The following is a 16,951-nucleotide window of genomic DNA, read 5'->3' as shown; positions in this document are numbered from 1 at the left end:
TGACTCCAACTTACTGATAGTGTTTTATGTTCAGATAATGCCCGATGACCTTGTCATGCAGCTCCACCGATTTTGAGAACGACAGTGACTTCCGTCCCAGCCTTGCCAGATGTTGTCTCAGATTCAGGTTATGCCGCTCAATTCGCTGAGTGTAACGCTTGCTGATTACGTGCAGCTTTCCCTTCAGGCGGGATTCATACAGCGGCCAGCCATCCGTCATCCATACCACGACCTCAAAGGCCGACAGCAGGCTCAGAAGACGCTCCAGTGTGGCCAGAGTGCGTTCACCGAAGACGTGCGCCACAACCGTCCTCCGTATCCTGTCATACGCGTAAAACAGCCAGCGCTGACGTGATTTAGCACCGACGTAGCCCCACTGTTCGTCCATTTCAGCGCAGACAATCACATCACTGCCCGGCTGTATGCGCGAGGTTACCGACTGCGGCCTGAGTTTTTTAAGTGACGTAAAATCGTGTTGAGGCCAACGCCCATAATGCGGGCGGTTGCCCGGCATCCAACACCATTCATGGCCATATCAATGATTTTCTGGTGTGTACCGGGCTGAGAGGCGGTGTAAGTGAACTGTAGCTGCCATGTTTTACGGCAGTGAGAGCAGAGATAGCGCTGATGTCCGGCAGTACTTTTACCGTTACGCACCACGCCTTCAGTAGCTGAGCAGGAGGGACAACTGATGGAGATGGAAGCCACGGGAGCACCTCAAAAACACCATCGTACACTAAATCAGTAAGTTGGCACCATTACCAACCAAGTCAATACACAATGGTCATCTGGTTAAGGATGACTTAAGTATAATTAAACTGTTATCGACTTTGCGTATACTTACGTTAATAATCTGTTATTCCCATTCATTCACGGCCAGAGAGAAAGAATGCCTATGTGAATGGTAAATCAATGATATTAAATGCTTTAAAAAGAAAACATCCACGACGGAAAATACATATTTCAAAATACCTGCTAAATGTACTTATTTCTGCAAATGCTTTTTGAGTCCAATTTTAGACAATTCATATAGCCTGAAAAGCAAAATCCAGCACAATAAGCTAAAGCCTATAACCTGTCTGTTCAGTCTGTCGGAACCGTTTTTACCGTCAGGGGTTGACATGAACAGCCGTATCCAGTACCACTAAAAGTATATTGAATTTAACGGAGCACGATTCATGACACGCACCCATCGTTTCACCGGTCTACTACTACTAAACGCATCTTCTGTGCGCGGTAGACTGGCGGGCGAAATTCAGCGTTGAATCGTCACCAGTAAGACTAAAAACCCGCGCCACTGCGCGGGTTTTTTTATGCTCGTAGCAAGGCGCCCTAAGACTGACAAGGACCTAACCCATGAGCCAGCAAGTCATTATTTTCGATACTACTTTACGTGACGGTGAACAGGCATTACAGGCAAGCCTGAGTGTAAAAGAGAAACTGCAGATTGCGCTGGCTCTCGAGCGAATGGGCGTCGACGTCATGGAGGTGGGGTTCCCGGTCTCTTCTCCGGGTGATTTCGAATCCGTACAGACCATTGCGCGCACCATTAAAAATAGCCGCGTCTGTGGCCTGGCACGCTGTGTAGAGAAAGACATCGACGTTGCGGCCGAGTCGCTGAAAGTGGCCGAAGCCTTCCGTATTCACACTTTCATTGCTACTTCGCCAATGCATATCGCAACCAAATTGCGCAGCACGCTGGATGAGGTGATTGAACGCGCGGTGTATATGGTTAAGCGCGCACGTAACTATACCGATGACGTTGAATTCTCTTGCGAAGACGCGGGCCGTACGCCAATCGAAGACCTGGCGCGCGTTGTGGAAGCCGCCATCAACGCGGGCGCGAAAACCATCAACATCCCGGACACCGTCGGCTACACCATGCCGTTTGAGTTCTCAAACATCATCACCGGCCTGTATGACCGCGTACCGAATATTGATAAAGCAATTATCTCCGTCCACACCCACGATGATTTAGGGCTGGCGGTGGGCAATGCCATCGCCGCTGTCCACGCTGGTGCGCGTCAGGTAGAAGGCGCGATGAACGGTATCGGTGAACGCGCGGGCAACTGTTCGCTGGAAGAAGTGATCATGGCGATCAAAGTGCGCAAAGACATCATGAACGTGCACACCCGCATCAATCACAACGAAATCTGGCGCACCAGCCAGACCGTCAGCCAGATTTGCAACATGCCGATCCCGGCCAACAAAGCGATTGTCGGCACGGGTGCGTTCGCGCATTCCTCTGGTATCCACCAGGACGGCGTACTGAAAAACCGCGAAAACTACGAAATCATGACCCCGGAATCTATCGGTCTGAACCAGGTGCAGTTGAACCTGACCTCCCGTTCCGGCCGCGCTGCGGTGAAACACCGTATGGAAGAGATGGGTTATCAGGACAGCGATTACAACATGGATCAGCTGTACGACGCATTCCTGAAGCTGGCCGACAAAAAAGGTCAGGTGTTCGACTATGACCTGGAAGCGCTGGCTTTTATTAACAAACAGCAGGAAGAGCCAGAGCACTTCCGTCTGGATTACTTCAACGTGCAGTCCGGCTCCAGCGACATCGCCACCGCCTCGGTCAAACTGGCCTGTGGTGACGAGATTAAAGCCGAAGCGGCAAACGGTAACGGCCCTGTCGACGCCATCTATCAGGCAATCAACCGCGTCACCGAATACGACGTTGAGCTGGTGAAATATGACCTGACGGCGAAAGGGCATGGTAAAGACGCTTTAGGCCAGGTGGATATCGTCGTCAATTACAACGGTCGCCGTTTCCACGGAGTGGGTCTGGCGACGGATATTGTCGAATCCTCCGCGAAAGCAATGGTGCATGTCCTGAACAACATCTGGCGCGCCGCTGAAGTCGAAAAAGAGTTGCAACGCAAAGCTCAGAATAAAGAGAACAACAAGGAAACCGTGTAATGTCGAAGAATTATCATATTGCTGTGTTGCCGGGTGATGGTATTGGCCCGGAAGTGATGGCACAGGCGCTGAAAGTACTGGAAGCCGTTCGCTCGCGTTTTGCGATTAAAATCACCACCAGCCATTACGACGTGGGCGGTATTGCCATTGATAACCACGGTACGCCGCTGCCAAAAGCCACCGTCGAAGGCTGCGAAAATGCCGACGCCGTGCTGTTTGGCTCCGTCGGTGGCCCAAAATGGGAACACCTGCCGCCGGCTGAGCAGCCAGAGCGCGGCGCGCTGCTGCCGCTGCGTAAACACTTTAAGTTGTTCAGCAATCTGCGTCCGGCGAAGCTCTACCAGGGGCTGGAAGAATTCTGCCCGCTGCGCGCGGATATCGCGGCCAACGGTTTCGACATTCTCTGCGTACGCGAGCTGACCGGCGGAATTTACTTCGGTCAGCCAAAGGGCCGCGAAGGCAGCGGCCAGCATGAAAAAGCATTCGATACCGAGGTATATCACCGTTTCGAAATTGAACGTATCGCCCATATCGCCTTTGAGTCGGCGCGTAAACGCCGTCATAAAGTGACCTCCATTGATAAAGCAAACGTGCTGCAGTCGTCCATTTTGTGGCGTGAGATCGTCAGCGAAGTCGCGAAGCAGTATCCGGACGTTGAGCTGTCGCATATGTACATTGATAACGCGACCATGCAGCTGATTAAGGATCCCTCCCAGTTTGACGTGCTGCTCTGCTCTAACCTGTTCGGCGATATCCTGTCTGACGAGTGCGCGATGATCACCGGCTCCATGGGGATGTTGCCATCCGCCAGCCTGAATGAAGAAGGCTTCGGGCTGTACGAACCTGCCGGGGGCTCCGCACCGGATATCGCAGGCAAAAACATCGCCAACCCGATTGCACAGATCCTCTCCCTGGCTCTGCTGCTGCGCTACAGCCTTGATGCAGGTGATGCAGCAACCGCAATTGAAAACGCCATTAACCGGGCGTTAGAAGAAGGCGTCCGTACCGGTGATTTAGCACGCGGCACGGCAGCAGTCAGTACTGATGAAATGGGCGACATCATTGCCCGCTATGTCGCTGAAGGGGTGTAATCATGGCCAAAACCTTATATGAAAAGTTGTTTGATGCACACGTTGTCTACGAAGCACCAAACGAAACCCCACTGCTGTATATCGACCGTCATCTGGTACACGAAGTGACCTCCCCGCAGGCATTTGACGGCCTGCGTGCGCACAAGCGTCCCGTGCGTCAGCCGGGAAAAACCTTCGCGACGATGGATCATAACGTTTCCACTCAGACCAAAGACATCAATGCGTCGGGTGAGATGGCACGTATCCAGATGCAGGAACTGATCAAGAACTGCAACGAATTTGGCGTGGAGTTGTACGATCTGAACCACCCTTATCAGGGCATCGTCCACGTGATGGGGCCGGAGCAAGGGATTACCCTGCCGGGCATGACCATCGTCTGCGGTGACTCTCATACCGCAACGCACGGCGCGTTTGGCGCGCTGGCGTTTGGTATCGGTACGTCTGAAGTGGAACACGTTCTGGCGACGCAGACCCTGAAACAGGGCCGCGCCAAAACCATGAAGATTGAAGTGAAAGGTAAAGCCGCACCTGGGATAACGGCGAAAGACATCGTGCTGGCTATCATCGGCAAAACCGGCAGCGCAGGCGGTACCGGTCACGTAGTGGAATTTTGCGGCGACGCTATTCAGGCGCTGAGCATGGAAGGTCGTATGACCCTGTGCAACATGGCCATTGAGATGGGCGCCAAAGCAGGCCTGGTGGCGCCAGACGAAACGACCTTCAACTATGTGAAAGGTCGTCTGCACGCGCCAAAAGGCCAGGATTTTGACGATGCGGTCGCGTACTGGAAAACCCTGAAAACCGACGACGGGGCAACCTTTGACACCGTTGTCACGCTGCAGGCAGAAGAGATTGCGCCTCAGGTGACCTGGGGCACCAACCCGGGTCAGGTGATTTCCGTTAACGACAGCATTCCTGACCCGGCCTCATTTGCCGATCCGGTCGAGCGTGCCAGTGCGGAGAAAGCGCTGGCCTATATGGGACTGAAGCCCGGTGTGCCGTTGACCGACGTGACCATTGATAAAGTCTTCATTGGATCCTGTACCAACTCCCGTATCGAAGATTTACGTGCTGCTGCAGAGATTGCTAAAGGCCGCAAAGTTGCGCCGGGCGTGCAGGCGCTGGTGGTTCCCGGTTCCGGTCCGGTGAAGGCTCAGGCAGAAGCGGAAGGGCTGGATAAGATCTTTATCGAAGCAGGTTTTGAGTGGCGTTTGCCGGGATGCTCCATGTGTCTGGCTATGAACAACGACCGTCTGAATCCAGGCGAACGTTGTGCTTCCACCAGCAACCGTAACTTTGAAGGCCGTCAGGGCCGCGGTGGGCGTACCCATCTGGTCAGCCCGGCAATGGCCGCCGCTGCAGCCGTTACCGGCCATTTCGCCGACATTCGCAGCCTGAAATAAGGAGACAATCATGGCAGAGAAATTTACCCAACACACAGGCCGGGTTGTCCCCCTGGATGCCGCTAACGTCGATACTGACGCCATCATTCCTAAGCAGTTTTTGCAGAAAGTGACCCGCACCGGTTTTGGTGCACACCTGTTCAACGACTGGCGTTTCCTGGATGATAAAGGCGAAGTGCCTAATCCAGAATTTGTTCTGAACTTCCCGGAATACACAGGCGCGTCCATTCTGCTGGCGCGGGAAAACTTTGGCTGCGGTTCTTCGCGTGAACATGCTCCCTGGGCGCTCACCGATTACGGCTTTAAGGTGGTTATCGCCCCGAGCTTCGCGGATATCTTCTACGGTAACAGCTTCAACAACCAGCTGCTGCCCGTGACGCTGAGTGACGAACAGGTTGATGAGCTGTTTGCGCTGGTTAAGGCGAATCCGGGCATGGCGTTTGAAGTGGATTTGGAAGCGGAAGTGGTTAAAGCGGGTGAGAAGACCTACAGCTTCAGCATTGATGCATTCCGCCGTCACTGCATGCTGAACGGTCTGGACAGCATTGGTCTGACGCTCCAGCACGAAGACGCCATCTCAGCGTACGAGAAAAAACAGCCTGCGTTTATGGGCTAAAGGCAATGGCCCGCGAAAAGCGGGCCATTGATAAGGGTGCGTTGAGGCTCAACCACTCTGGAGAGGCGGGGAAACCTTCCCCGCCAATACCGCTAACGTTTTGCTTTGTAAGCCAACACTGCTGCCAGCTCTGTTTTCTCCTGTCTGAAATGCAATTCACATAGCGAATCACGCACCATCCAGGTGAAGATCAACAGCGTCGTACAGATCAGAAACAAACCTAACAGCAGAGTACGTTTTGGCATTCCAGCCTCCTTATTGCTTTTCGGCAATGAAGAGACTAACCTCGCAATGTGGGTTGTGAAGTTGGTCTCCCCATCAGTTTTATTGATGTGGGACTCTCCACTGTTTGCCTCTTGCGAAAGCCTGAGGCAAACAGCCTCAAGCACCCGCCACGCACTCTATGCGCCTTCCCTTCATCTGTCAGAAATTCGTTTCATTTCGTGAAGCCGCCTTCCAGAATCAAACATCCTTAACCCGGCATGTCAGCCCAAGCGTGATGACCGAAATCGCGGCAATCATCCAGTAAACCGAGGCATGTCCGTAGCTCTGCGCCAGCGCTCCCTGAATCACCCCCGCCAGAATGACGCCTGTCGAAATGCTGTTGGTGAAAAGCGTGGTCGCCGAGCCAGCGCGTCCCGGCATTAAGTCCTGGAACCAGAGCATGCCGATCCCGGCCACGATCCCGATGAATATGGCATTGAACAGCTGCAGCGCCAGCAGTGCTTCGCGCGAATGGAAGAAGATCAGCCCAAGATAGAACAACACCCCGGCGGCAACCGCAACCACCATCATTTTGCGTTTACCGAAGCGCTTTACGTAATATCCTGCAAGAATCATCGCCGGAATCTCCAGCCCGGCAGCCGTTCCCATTAAGATCCCAGCGAGCTTGTCCGGCAGACCGAGATCGCTGCTGATCCACAGTGGCATATCAATGATGTACATGGTATTGCAGGTCCACATCAGCGTGGAGGCGATAAACAGCATACGGACGTTTTTGTCCTGCCAGCCGCTCACTTGCGTAATCGGCTTATCCGTCGTCTGTTCGACGCGCGCCACAGACGGTAGCACGAAGGCAATCAGCGCCAGGCTGATGGCAAAAATGGCCGCGGCGATGGAGAACATGGCGGTAAAACCGTAGTTCAACGCCAGCATGAAGGCCAGCGGCGGGCCGATGACCCATGCCAGTGAAAGCTGAGCACGCATCACCGAGCTGAACATCACCACTTCCCGCGCGGAGTTATCCGCGTATTCTCGGGCCAGGGCGAAAAGCTGCGGCATGGCGGTATTCGCCAGCGATGCCAGCAGGACACCGCAGGTAATGAGCGTCAGGTAATGGCGATTGAACGCAAAGAGTAGCGCGTTGCCCACGGCCATGGCGCAGCAAAAGAGGATCAGCTTGCGGCGATCGCCCTGGCTGTCCGATCGTTTCGCCAGCGCGAGGCTGACCAGGATCCCGGCAATGGCGTTAACGGTGTAAAACAGGCCGACCCAAAACGGCTGCGCCCCCACCTCGCGGCTGAGGAACAGGCTCAACGTTGGCGCCTGCAACGCCCCCGCCACGCCCATCATAAAGGCTACCAGCATAAAAGCGGCATATACGCCATTCAGGCGGCGCCCCATCGTCATCAACCACAGCATACGCAAGTCCTTGTGAAAGCGAATCGAAATTGGGTGAAAGAATAAACGAAAAAAGCCAGCAAAAACATTTTGCTGGCGGGTGATAAACACCAATACTCAGTCACACATGATCGAGGCGAGTTAGCGGGAAGAAGTCGGTTTCGTAACGTCCCACTGCATCAGTTCTTCTAACATTTTCAGCCGCTGCTCTGCACACCGGCGGGCCAGCCAGGACGCTCCTTTTGTCGCTGAAAAGTACTGCTGATAAAACTGACGTGCGGTGGACCTCTTCATAATTTACCTCCTCACTTCATCGGGGAGAATTATTGGCCTAATATAGGGATAAATAAATTGCTGGTTTTTTGTCAGGAGTTCCCCTTTTATGCCTTCTGGTCGTCTGCAACAACAATTTATCCGCCTCTGGCAGTGCTGCGAGGGGCAATCGCAGGAGACCACGCTCAACGAGCTGGCTGACCTGCTCAACTGTTCGCGCCGTCATATGCGCACGCTGCTTAACACCATGCAGCAGCAGGGCTGGTTAAGCTGGGAAGCGGAGGCAGGACGCGGGAAGCGCTCACGTTTGACCTTTCTCTATACCGGTCTGGCGTTGCAGCAGCAGCGCGCGGAGGATCTGCTGGAGCAGGATCGCATCGACCAGCTGGTGCAGCTGGTGGGCGACAAAGCCGCCGTGCGCCAGATGCTGGTTTCACATCTTGGACGTAGCTTTCGTCAGGGCCGCCACATTCTGCGGGTGCTCTACTACCGTCCGATGAAAAATCTGTTACCCGGCACGGCGTTACGGCGTTCTGAAACCCACATGGCCCGGCAGATTTTCAGCGGCCTGACGCGGATAAATGAGGAAAATGGGGAACTGGAAGCGGATATCGCGCATCACTGGCAGCAACTTTCCCCGTGCCACTGGCGCTTCTTCTTACGCCCCGGCATCCACTTTCACCACGGTCGCGAGCTGGACATGCGCGACGTCATCGCCTCTCTGGAACGTGCCCGCAAGCTACCGCTTTATTCACACATTTCCCGCGTCCATTCCCCGACGGCATGGACGCTGGATATTGAGCTGTCGCAGCAGGACAAATGGCTTCCCTGGCTGCTGGGCTATGTGCCGTCGATGATTTTGCCCGCCGAGTGGGAGTCGCTGAACAATTTCGCCAGCCTGCCGATTGGCACCGGACCCTACTCCGTGTCCCGCAATAACAACAACCAGCTGAAAATTCTCGCGTTTGATGACTACTTTGGCTATCGGGCACTGATCGACGAAGTGAACGTCTGGGTATTACCGGATCTCAATGAAGATCTCAGCTGCGGGCTGACGCTGGAAGGCCCCACCACGGGAGAAAAAGCGGTGGAGAGTCGTCTGGAGGAGGGATGCTACTACCTGCTGTTTGATAGCCGCACCCACCGCGGGGCAAACCAGGCCGTTCGTCAGTGGGTCAGCCACGTGCTGTCCCCCTCCAATCTGATCTACCATGCGGAAGAGCAGTACCAGACATACTGGTTCCCGGCGTACGGCCTGCTTCCGCGCTGGCACCACGCCCGCCCGGCGCACTGCGACAGACCTGCCGGGCTGGAGTCCATCACCCTGACCTACTACCGCGAGCACGTGGAGCATCGTTTTATCGCCGGGATCATGGCCAGGCTGCTGGCAGCCGAAGGCGTGACGCTGGAGATCAGAGAAGTGGACTATGACGAATGGCACCGGGGGGAGATCGTCAGTGATATCTGGCTAAACAGCGCCAACTTCACCCTGCCGCTCGATTTCTCGCTCTTTTCTCATCTGTATGAGATCCCGCTGATCCAGCACTGTATCAACCGTGACTGGCAGCAGGACGCTGCCCAGTGGCGCGCTGGCGACATGAATCTTGCCGTTTGGTGTCAGCAATTGCTGGCTGAACAGGCGATTGTACCTCTGATACACCACTGGCTGATGATCCAGGGTCAACGCAGTATGCGCGGTCTGCGGATGAACACCCTGGGCTGGTTTGATTTCAAATCAGCCTGGTTTGCGCCGCCGGAGCCATAACGCTTTCGTAATATTCACCAAATCATTACAATAGCGCCGTTCTCAACGGGGTGCTGCATCACAGATGTGCGCTGAGATAATACCCGTCGAACCTGATCCGGATAACGCCGGCGAAGGGATTTGAGGCTGTCGCTCAAAATCCTTTGCCACTCAACCCTGAGGTGCAAAGTGTTAAAAAAAGTTCTTCCTCTGCTGGCGCTGTTTGCGCTGCCTGCGTTCGCGAAGCCCGTCCTGACGGTCTATACTTACGACTCGTTCTCTGCCGACTGGGGCCCTGGCCCGGTAGTCAAAAAAGCCTTTGAAGCTGACTGTAATTGCGAGCTGAAATTCGTGGCGCTGGAAGATGGCGTGTCGCTGCTTAACCGTCTGCGTATGGAAGGGAAAAACAGCAAAGCCGACGTGGTGCTCGGGCTGGATAACAACCTGCTGGAAGCCGCCACGCAAACCAAACTGTTTGCCAAAAGCGGCGTAGCGGCAGAGGCCGTCAACGTGCCGGGCGGCTGGAACAACGACACCTTTGTGCCGTTCGACTACGGCTACTTTGCTTTCGTCTATGACAAAAACAAGCTGAAAAATCCGCCGAAGAGCCTGAAGGAGCTGGTGGAGAGCGACCAGAAATGGCGCGTGATTTATGAAGATCCGCGTACCAGCACGCCAGGCCTGGGGCTGCTGCTTTGGATGCAGAAGGTCTACGGGGAGAGCGCGCCGCAAGCGTGGCAGAAGCTGGCCGCCAAAACCGTCACTGTGACCAAAGGCTGGAGTGAAGCGTATGGTCTGTTCCTGAAAGGCGAAAGCGATCTGGTGCTCAGCTACACCACCTCGCCGGCTTACCACATTATCGCCGAGAAGAAAGACAACTACGCCGCCGCGAATTTTGCCGAAGGGCATTATCTGCAGGTGGAGGTTGCCGCGCGTACCGCTGCCAGCAAACAGCCGGAACTCGCCGAGAAGTTCCTGAAATTTATGGTTTCTCCGGCGTTCCAGAATGCCATTCCTGCGGGCAACTGGATGTATCCCGTCACCCACGTTGCACTGCCAGCCGGTTTCGACCAGTTAACCAAACCACAAACGTCGCTGGAGTTTACGCCGCAGCAGGTGGCCGCGCAGCGAGCAGCATGGGTAAGTGAATGGCAACGCGCCGTCAGCCGTTAATTCCCGGCTGGTTACTTCCCGGACTGCTCGCCGCCATGCTGATGGTGGTAGTCAGTCTGGGAGCATTCCTTGCGTTGTGGTTCAACGCGCCGGAGAGCGATCTGCTCGCGCTCTGGCGCGATAGCTATCTCTGGCACGTCATTCGTTTCTCCTTCTGGCAGGCGTTTCTTTCTGCCCTGCTGTCAGCGCTCCCGGCTATTTTTCTTGCGCGGGCTCTGTATCGTCGGCATTTCCCCGGAAGAGTAGTCCTGCTGCGCCTGTGCGCCATGACGCTGATCCTGCCCGTGCTGGTCGCGGTATTTGGTATCCTGAGCGTTTACGGTCGACAGGGCTGGCTGGCGTTGCTGTTTGCCCGGTTTGGTCTGGAATGGACCTTCTCGCCATACGGCCTGCAGGGCATTCTGCTGGCGCACGTGTTTTTCAATATGCCGATGGCAACGCGCCTCTTTTTGCAGGCACTGGAGAATATTCCCGGCGAACAACGCCAGATTGCCGCTCAGCTTGGCATGCGTGGATGGTCGTTTTTCCGCTTTGTCGAATGGCCTTGGTTAAGACGTCAGATTGCCCCGGTTGCCGCGCTGATCTTTATGCTCTGCTTCGCCAGCTTCGCCACCGTGCTTTCTCTCGGCGGCGGGCCACAGGCGACCACCATTGAGCTGGCGATTTATCAGGCCTTAAGTTACGACTACGATCCGGGCCGCGCCGCGCTTCTGGCGATCGTGCAGATGGCGTGCTGTCTGGTGCTGGTGCTGCTGAGCCAGCGCCTGAGCAAAGCGATTCCCCCGGGCAGCAATAGCCTCTCGGGCTGGCGCGATCCGCAGGATAGCCTGCACAGCCGCGTCTCCGATTTTATCCTGATCGTGCTGGCACTCCTGCTTCTGTTGCCACCGCTGCTGGCCGTTATCGTTGATGGCCTGAACAGGAATGTGGTGTCAGTACTGCAACAGCCCGTGCTGTGGCAAGCGACGTGGACCTCGGTACGCATTGCGCTGGCAGCCGGAGCGCTATGCGTGATCCTGACCATGATGTTGCTCTGGAGCAGCCGCGAGCTCTACGCGCGTCATGCCCGTAAAGCCGGACAAGCGCTGGAGCTGACGGGCATGCTGATCCTGGCGATGCCGGGCATTGTGCTGGCGACCGGCTTCTTTCTGCTGTTCAACACCACCGTCGGCCTGCCGGAAAGTGCTGACGGCATCGTCATTTTTACCAATGCCTTAATGGCCATCCCCTACGCGCTGAAAGTACTGGAAAATCCTATGCGGGATGTCAACAGCCGCTACAGCGTCCTGTGTCAGTCCCTTGGGATAACCGGCTGGCGGCGGTTAAAGGTGGTGGAACTTCGCGCCCTGAAACGACCGCTCGCCCAGGCGCTGGCCTTCGCCTGCGTACTCTCCATCGGGGATTTTGGCGTGGTGGCCCTTTTCGGCAATGACGATTTCCGCACGCTGCCGTTCTGGCTTTATCAGCAGATTGGCTCCTACCGCAGCCAGGACGGGGCCGTCACGGCGCTGCTGCTGCTCCTGCTGTGCTTTGGACTCTTTACCGTTATCGAAAAACTTCCGGGGCGTGATGTTAAAACTGACTGATGTAACCTGGCTTTACCAGCATCTGCCGATGCGCTTCACGCTCTCCGTGCGTCAGGGAGAGATTATTGCGGTGCTTGGCCCAAGCGGTGCGGGAAAAAGCACGCTGCTCAATTTGGTTGCGGGGTTTCTGCAGCCGGCAAGCGGATCGATAGTCATTGAAAATCGGGACCATACCCATACGCCGCCTGCAAAACGTCCTGTCTCCATGCTGTTTCAGGAAAACAACCTGTTTACCCACCTGACGGTGCGGCAAAACATCGCGCTGGGGATGCATCCGGGACTCAAGCTGAACGTCCCCCAGCGCCAGAAGCTGGAGGTCATTGCCGCCCAGATGGGGATCGCGGAATTTCTCGACAGGCTGCCCGGCGAGCTTTCCGGCGGCCAGCGTCAGCGCGTGGCGCTTGCCCGTTGTCTGGTCCGCGAACAGCCGATACTGCTGCTGGATGAACCGTTCTCTGCGCTCGACCCGGCGCTGCGCCAGGAGATGCTGACGCTTGTGCAGGATGTCTGTCAGCGCCAGCAGCTGACGATGCTGATGGTTTCGCACAGCATCGAAGATGCCGCACGGATTGCCCCCAGATCGGTGGTCATTGCCGAAGGACGAATTGTGTGGGATGGGATGACAGAAGAACTTCTGAAGGGTAACGCTGCCGCGTCGTCGCTGCTGGGCATCAGCGCAGTCTGATGCCATCACTCTGGCCCTCTCCCACAGGGAGAGGGAAACACATTAACGGCTCACCACCTTCAACAGGATTTCACCGTACACCGGCATCAGAGGATGGCGAATCAGTGCGACGAGCGCTACCACCGCAACGCCCAGCATCAGGGGGGCCAGCCACAAAAGACGAGTGCGCGGAAGATAGCGTGTCAGGCGATCGACACTGGCTTTCGCGCTGCGCCATAACCGCCAGCACAGCCACGCAGCCAGCCACAGCAGCACCGCCGTTGCCAGCAACAGCCACTTAAACTCACCGCTTTGCATGCCGTCAGGAATATCGATGGCCGCACCGGCCAGGATCCCCGGCAGGAAGTAGAACGGCGGCCAGAAGATGCAGCCGATGATGTTCGGCACCACAAACTTTGCAACGGGCAGATCCAGCATTCCGGCAACCATCGGCACCAGAGGACGCGTGGGTCCGACAAAGCGGCCGACGAGAATAGTAAACATGCTGTGCTGATGCAGCGCATGCTCGGTTTTATCCAGCAGCGCTTTGTTCTTTTTCATGAACGACCAGCGGTGCAGCGGCTTCTTAAAGCGCCAGCCCAGCCAGAAGGAGATCCAGTCGCCCAGCAGGCAGCCGATTATCCCGGCCAGCCACGCCTGCCAGAAATTGACCTCGCCGCTGCCAATCAGCGCGCCAAGACCCGCCATCATCACGGTGCCGGGCAGGATTAACCCCACGAGCGCCAGCGACTCCAGAAAGGCCACCAGCGCCACGGCGATGAGCGAATACATAACGGACTGGGTAATAAAGTGTTCCAGCAATGCCTGCATAACTATTCCGGTCAGAAAACGAATCAGCGATTCTGCTTAGCGCCCCGCACTGCGTCAAGGCAACAATTGTCTGAATAGTTTACAGGTAGCTTTCTGCGTTCACCTGTTTGTTTATCTTTTTTTACCGTTTATTCACATCCCGCGCGGAATTCACTCGGGCTGGCACCGGTGCATTTTTTAAAGACGCGAGAAAAATAGAGCTGATCTTCAAAGCCAACGTTACGCCCCACGGTGGCAATCGGCATCCGGGTGGTGCTGAGCAACAGTTTCGCCTGGCTGATACGCTGATCCTCACGCCAGCTCAGGACGCTGACGCCAAGCTGCTGGCGAAACAGATGTGACAGCCGTGACGGCGACAGACACACATGCTGGGCGACGCTGGCAATATCGAACTGACTGTCGGCGAGATGGTCGCTGATGTACTGGCAGGCGTCGCGCACGCGGTTATCCAGCGGAGGATTAAGCGACTCGTTAATGGCCTCCATCCGTCGCAGCAGCAGTTGTTCAAGCAGGTTTATCGCCAGCAGTTCAGCGTAGCGACCACCAGCCTGCCCCGCGTCAATAATCTGCGCGAACAGCTCACGGAACTGCGCCAGATGCACTTCATCCGGGCGATAAAAACCGGTGTGCGCAAAAATAGCAGGCCAGGTAAGCCACTCCTGCCAGTAGGCGCGCGGACGGAAATAGACCCACTGGTGATACCACTCTTTGGCATCCGGATGACGGCCATAGTGGTGGATCTCCCCCGGCGGGAACAGCAGGATATCGCCGGGGCGGCAGACGAACTGCTGGTCGCCATTCTTGATGATCCCCTCTCCGCGCACGGTCAGGTTGAGGATATACCCTTTCATCCCGAGCGGTCGGTCGACGTAAAAATCGAGATATCCCTCAGCCTCGATAGGGGTCAGCCCTGCCACAAGGTGCGCGTTAAACGAGTATCCCGGCAACAAGGGATCGTTTTGCGTTTCGGCCATAGATTCAGTTCTCCCAACGGTCCTGAAGGAAACCAATTGTCCATATCACTAAAAGCAGGTCAAAAATGGTCTGCGTAAAGATCCAGAAAGCATCACGCCTCTTTTACGTCCGCCATGTTTCAGCCTTTCCCCCTGATTTCTCCGCCAGAGGAGGCAGATAAGCAGTAACAAAAGTGTCTATAAGTGCGGCAGAAATGTCCACATTGAATATTTGCACGGCGTCACACTTTCCGCTGTAACAGCAATTTAATCCATAAGATTAGCGAATCCTGCCTGACGATTTTTGTCCCCAGTCTCTAATGTTCTTCCATACCTGTTTTTCGGATGGAGCAACACCATGGCAATTGCAATTGGCCTCGATTTTGGCAGCGACTCGGTTCGCGCGCTGGCAGTGGACTGTACGACTGGCCAGGAGATAGCAACCAGCGTTGAGTGGTACCCGCGCTGGCAAGAGGGGCGCTACTGTGATGCGCCAAATAACCAGTTCCGTCACCACCCGCGTGACTATATCGAGTCGATGGAAGCGGCCGTCAAAACCGTTCTCGCGGAGCTGACGGATGCCCAGCGGGTCGATGTCGTTGGGATTGGCGTCGACAGCACCGGCTCAACGCCTGCCCCGGTGGATGCCGAAGGCCGCGTACTGGCGCTGCGCCCGGAATTCGCCGACAACCCGAACGCCATGTTCGTGCTGTGGAAAGACCATACCGCCGTGGAAGAGGCCGAAGCCATCACCCGTCTTTGCCATCAGCCGGGCAAAACAGACTACTCACGCTATATCGGCGGGATTTACTCCAGCGAATGGTTCTGGGCCAAAATCCTGCATGTCACCCGTGCCGATGCGACCGTCGCGCAGGCTGCGGCATCGTGGATTGAGCTGTGTGACTGGGTTCCCGCCCTGCTCTCCGGTACCACCCGTCCGCAGGATATTCGCCGCGGACGCTGCAGCGCCGGGCATAAATCCCTGTGGCATGAAAGCTGGGGCGGTCTGCCTCCGGCAGCCTTCTTCGATGAACTCGATCCAATTATCAATAAAAACCTGACCTACCCGCTGTTTACCGACACCTTCACCGCCGATATTCCGGTGGGCACGCTCTGCGAAGAGTGGGCAAAACGCCTCGGCCTGCCGCAGAACGTGGCGATTTCCGGGGGCGCGTTTGACTGCCATATGGGTGCCGTGGGGGCAGGCGCACAACCTAACACGCTGGTGAAAGTTATCGGCACCTCCACCTGCGACATTCTGACGGCGGATAAAGCCACCGTTGGCGATCGCGCGGTAAAAGGCATTTGCGGCCAGGTTGACGGCAGCGTGGTGCCGGACTTCATCGGTCTCGAAGCGGGTCAATCCGCGTTCGGCGATATCTACGCCTGGTTTGGCCGCGTGCTGGGCTGGCCGCTGGATCAGCTCGCGGCTGCGCATCCTGAACTGAAAAGCCAGATCGCCGACAGCAAAAAACAGCTTCTGCCACAGCTCACGGAAGCCTGGGCGAAAAATCCGTCTCTCGATCACCTGCCGGTGGTGCTGGACTGGTTTAACGGCCGCCGCACGCCGTTTGCCAACCAGCGACTGAAAGGGGTGATTACCGATCTCAACCTGGCGACCGACGCCCCTGCGCTGTTCGGTGGCCTGATTGCCGCCACTGCCTTCGGCGCGCGCGCCATTATGGAGTGCTTCACCGAACAGGGTATCGACGTGAATAACGTGATGGCACTGGGCGGCATCGCCCGTAAAAATCCGGTCATTATGCAGGCCTGCTGCGACGTGCTGAACCGTCCGCTGCAGATTGTCGCGTCCGATCAATGCTGCGCGCTGGGCGCGGCGATTTTCGCCGCCGTGGCAGCCGGTGTCCACGCGGATATCCCCACCGCGCAGCAGCATATGGCGAGCGCCGTCGAAAACACACTCGAGCCGCGTGCCCAGCAGGCACAACGCTTTGAACAGCTTTATCAGCGCTACCAGCAATGGGCAAAAAGCGCCGAACTTCACTATCTCCCTGTCGCCGCCCCGTCAAAACACACCGCGGACACGACGGCAACCCTGACCCATTAAG

Annotated in this window: 16 protein-coding genes and 1 riboswitch; of the genes, 10 read left to right on the top strand and 6 right to left on the bottom strand. The window is 56.2% G+C overall.

All coding sequences use genetic code 11. The annotated features are described in order from the left end of the window. Nucleotides 1–10: 10 nt before the first annotated feature. Nucleotides 11–708 (bottom strand): IS1 family transposase gene (locus BFV64_RS03310; protein ID WP_223216367.1). Its coding sequence is split into 2 segments (ribosomal slippage): nucleotides 11–459 and nucleotides 459–708, totalling 699 coding nucleotides; the frame shifts between segments, so codons are not numbered across the junction. A gap of 470 nt (nucleotides 709–1,178) precedes the next feature. Here BFV64_RS03310 and leuL point away from each other — a divergent pair. From leuL to leuD, 5 genes are all read left to right on the top strand, one after another. After that, nucleotides 1,179–1,265, top strand: coding sequence for a leu operon leader peptide (leuL, locus tag BFV64_RS26095; protein ID WP_099458923.1), 87 nt, complete (start codon nucleotides 1,179–1,181; stop codon nucleotides 1,263–1,265). Nucleotides 1,266–1,356: 91 nt separating this feature from the next. Next, complete coding sequence (gene leuA, locus BFV64_RS03305) at nucleotides 1,357–2,928, top strand: 2-isopropylmalate synthase (protein WP_014882534.1); 1,572 nt, start codon at nucleotides 1,357–1,359, stop codon at nucleotides 2,926–2,928. Beyond that, on the top strand, nucleotides 2,928–4,019 hold the full coding sequence (gene leuB, locus BFV64_RS03300) for a 3-isopropylmalate dehydrogenase (protein ID WP_045134567.1): 1,092 nt from the start codon (nucleotides 2,928–2,930) through the stop codon (nucleotides 4,017–4,019). Before leuA ends, leuB begins: the two co-directional genes overlap by 1 nt. A 2-nt stretch (nucleotides 4,020–4,021) precedes the next feature. After that, on the top strand, nucleotides 4,022–5,422 hold the full coding sequence (gene leuC / locus BFV64_RS03295; RefSeq protein WP_014882532.1) for a 3-isopropylmalate dehydratase large subunit: 1,401 nt from the start codon (nucleotides 4,022–4,024) through the stop codon (nucleotides 5,420–5,422). 10 nt (nucleotides 5,423–5,432) lie between these two features. Then, nucleotides 5,433–6,038: a 3-isopropylmalate dehydratase small subunit gene (leuD, locus tag BFV64_RS03290; protein ID WP_014882531.1), complete on the top strand. Its 606-nt coding sequence runs from the start codon at nucleotides 5,433–5,435 to the stop codon at nucleotides 6,036–6,038. A gap of 92 nt (nucleotides 6,039–6,130) precedes the next feature. On the opposite strand, the gene BFV64_RS03285 is transcribed toward leuD, so the two are convergent. The 3 genes from BFV64_RS03285 to sgrT all read right to left on the bottom strand — a co-directional run bounded on the left by BFV64_RS03285 (nucleotide 6,131) and on the right by sgrT (nucleotide 7,952). Further along, nucleotides 6,131–6,283, bottom strand: coding sequence for a Hok/Gef family protein (locus BFV64_RS03285; RefSeq protein WP_069601699.1), 153 nt, complete (start codon nucleotides 6,281–6,283; stop codon nucleotides 6,131–6,133). Nucleotides 6,284–6,500: 217 nt separating this feature from the next. Beyond that, nucleotides 6,501–7,679: a sugar efflux transporter gene (locus BFV64_RS03280; RefSeq protein WP_045134566.1), complete on the bottom strand. Its 1,179-nt coding sequence runs from the start codon at nucleotides 7,677–7,679 to the stop codon at nucleotides 6,501–6,503. 120 nt (nucleotides 7,680–7,799) lie between these two features. Next, the gene (sgrT, locus tag BFV64_RS03275) at nucleotides 7,800–7,952 is read right to left on the bottom strand and encodes a glucose uptake inhibitor SgrT (RefSeq protein ID WP_014882529.1); all 153 of its coding nucleotides are present in this window, start codon (nucleotides 7,950–7,952) and stop codon (nucleotides 7,800–7,802) included. An 88-nt stretch (nucleotides 7,953–8,040) separates the two neighbouring features. Between sgrT and sgrR the strand changes: the two genes are divergently transcribed. From sgrR to thiQ, 4 genes are all read left to right on the top strand, one after another. Continuing rightward, nucleotides 8,041–9,696, top strand: coding sequence for an HTH-type transcriptional regulator SgrR (gene sgrR, locus BFV64_RS03270; protein WP_045134565.1), 1,656 nt, complete (start codon nucleotides 8,041–8,043; stop codon nucleotides 9,694–9,696). 36 nt (nucleotides 9,697–9,732) lie between these two features. Next, a riboswitch (TPP riboswitch) is annotated at nucleotides 9,733–9,833 on the top strand. 31 nt (nucleotides 9,834–9,864) lie between these two features. Then, nucleotides 9,865–10,848, top strand: coding sequence for a thiamine ABC transporter substrate binding subunit (thiB, locus tag BFV64_RS03265; protein ID WP_045134564.1), 984 nt, complete (start codon nucleotides 9,865–9,867; stop codon nucleotides 10,846–10,848). Next, complete coding sequence (gene thiP / locus BFV64_RS03260) at nucleotides 10,824–12,434, top strand: thiamine/thiamine pyrophosphate ABC transporter permease ThiP (RefSeq protein ID WP_059373552.1); 1,611 nt, start codon at nucleotides 10,824–10,826, stop codon at nucleotides 12,432–12,434. The genes thiB and thiP overlap by 25 nt, the downstream gene beginning before the upstream one ends. Continuing rightward, the gene (gene thiQ, locus BFV64_RS03255; protein ID WP_059373553.1) at nucleotides 12,418–13,119 is read left to right on the top strand and encodes a thiamine ABC transporter ATP-binding protein ThiQ; all 702 of its coding nucleotides are present in this window, start codon (nucleotides 12,418–12,420) and stop codon (nucleotides 13,117–13,119) included. The genes thiP and thiQ overlap by 17 nt, the downstream gene beginning before the upstream one ends. A gap of 42 nt (nucleotides 13,120–13,161) precedes the next feature. Here thiQ and BFV64_RS03250 read toward each other — a convergent pair whose 3' ends face one another. Both BFV64_RS03250 and araC read right to left on the bottom strand, forming a co-directional pair. Then, a complete protein-coding gene (locus BFV64_RS03250; protein ID WP_048995999.1) occupies nucleotides 13,162–13,929 on the bottom strand; it encodes a DedA family protein in 768 nt (255 codons plus the stop codon). A gap of 128 nt (nucleotides 13,930–14,057) precedes the next feature. Then, the gene (gene araC, locus BFV64_RS03245; RefSeq protein WP_014882516.1) at nucleotides 14,058–14,903 is read right to left on the bottom strand and encodes an arabinose operon transcriptional regulator AraC; all 846 of its coding nucleotides are present in this window, start codon (nucleotides 14,901–14,903) and stop codon (nucleotides 14,058–14,060) included. Between the two features lie 337 nt (nucleotides 14,904–15,240). Between araC and araB the strand changes: the two genes are divergently transcribed. Continuing rightward, nucleotides 15,241–16,950 (top strand): ribulokinase, encoded by a 1,710-nt coding sequence (gene araB, locus BFV64_RS03240; RefSeq protein ID WP_069601698.1) that lies wholly within the window; start codon nucleotides 15,241–15,243, stop codon nucleotides 16,948–16,950. Nucleotide 16,951 lies beyond the last annotated feature (1 nt).

It is taken from the genome of Enterobacter kobei (assembly GCF_001729765.1).
Classification (GTDB): domain Bacteria; phylum Pseudomonadota; class Gammaproteobacteria; order Enterobacterales; family Enterobacteriaceae; genus Enterobacter; species Enterobacter kobei.
This window is presented reverse-complemented; position numbering and strand designations above follow the sequence as displayed.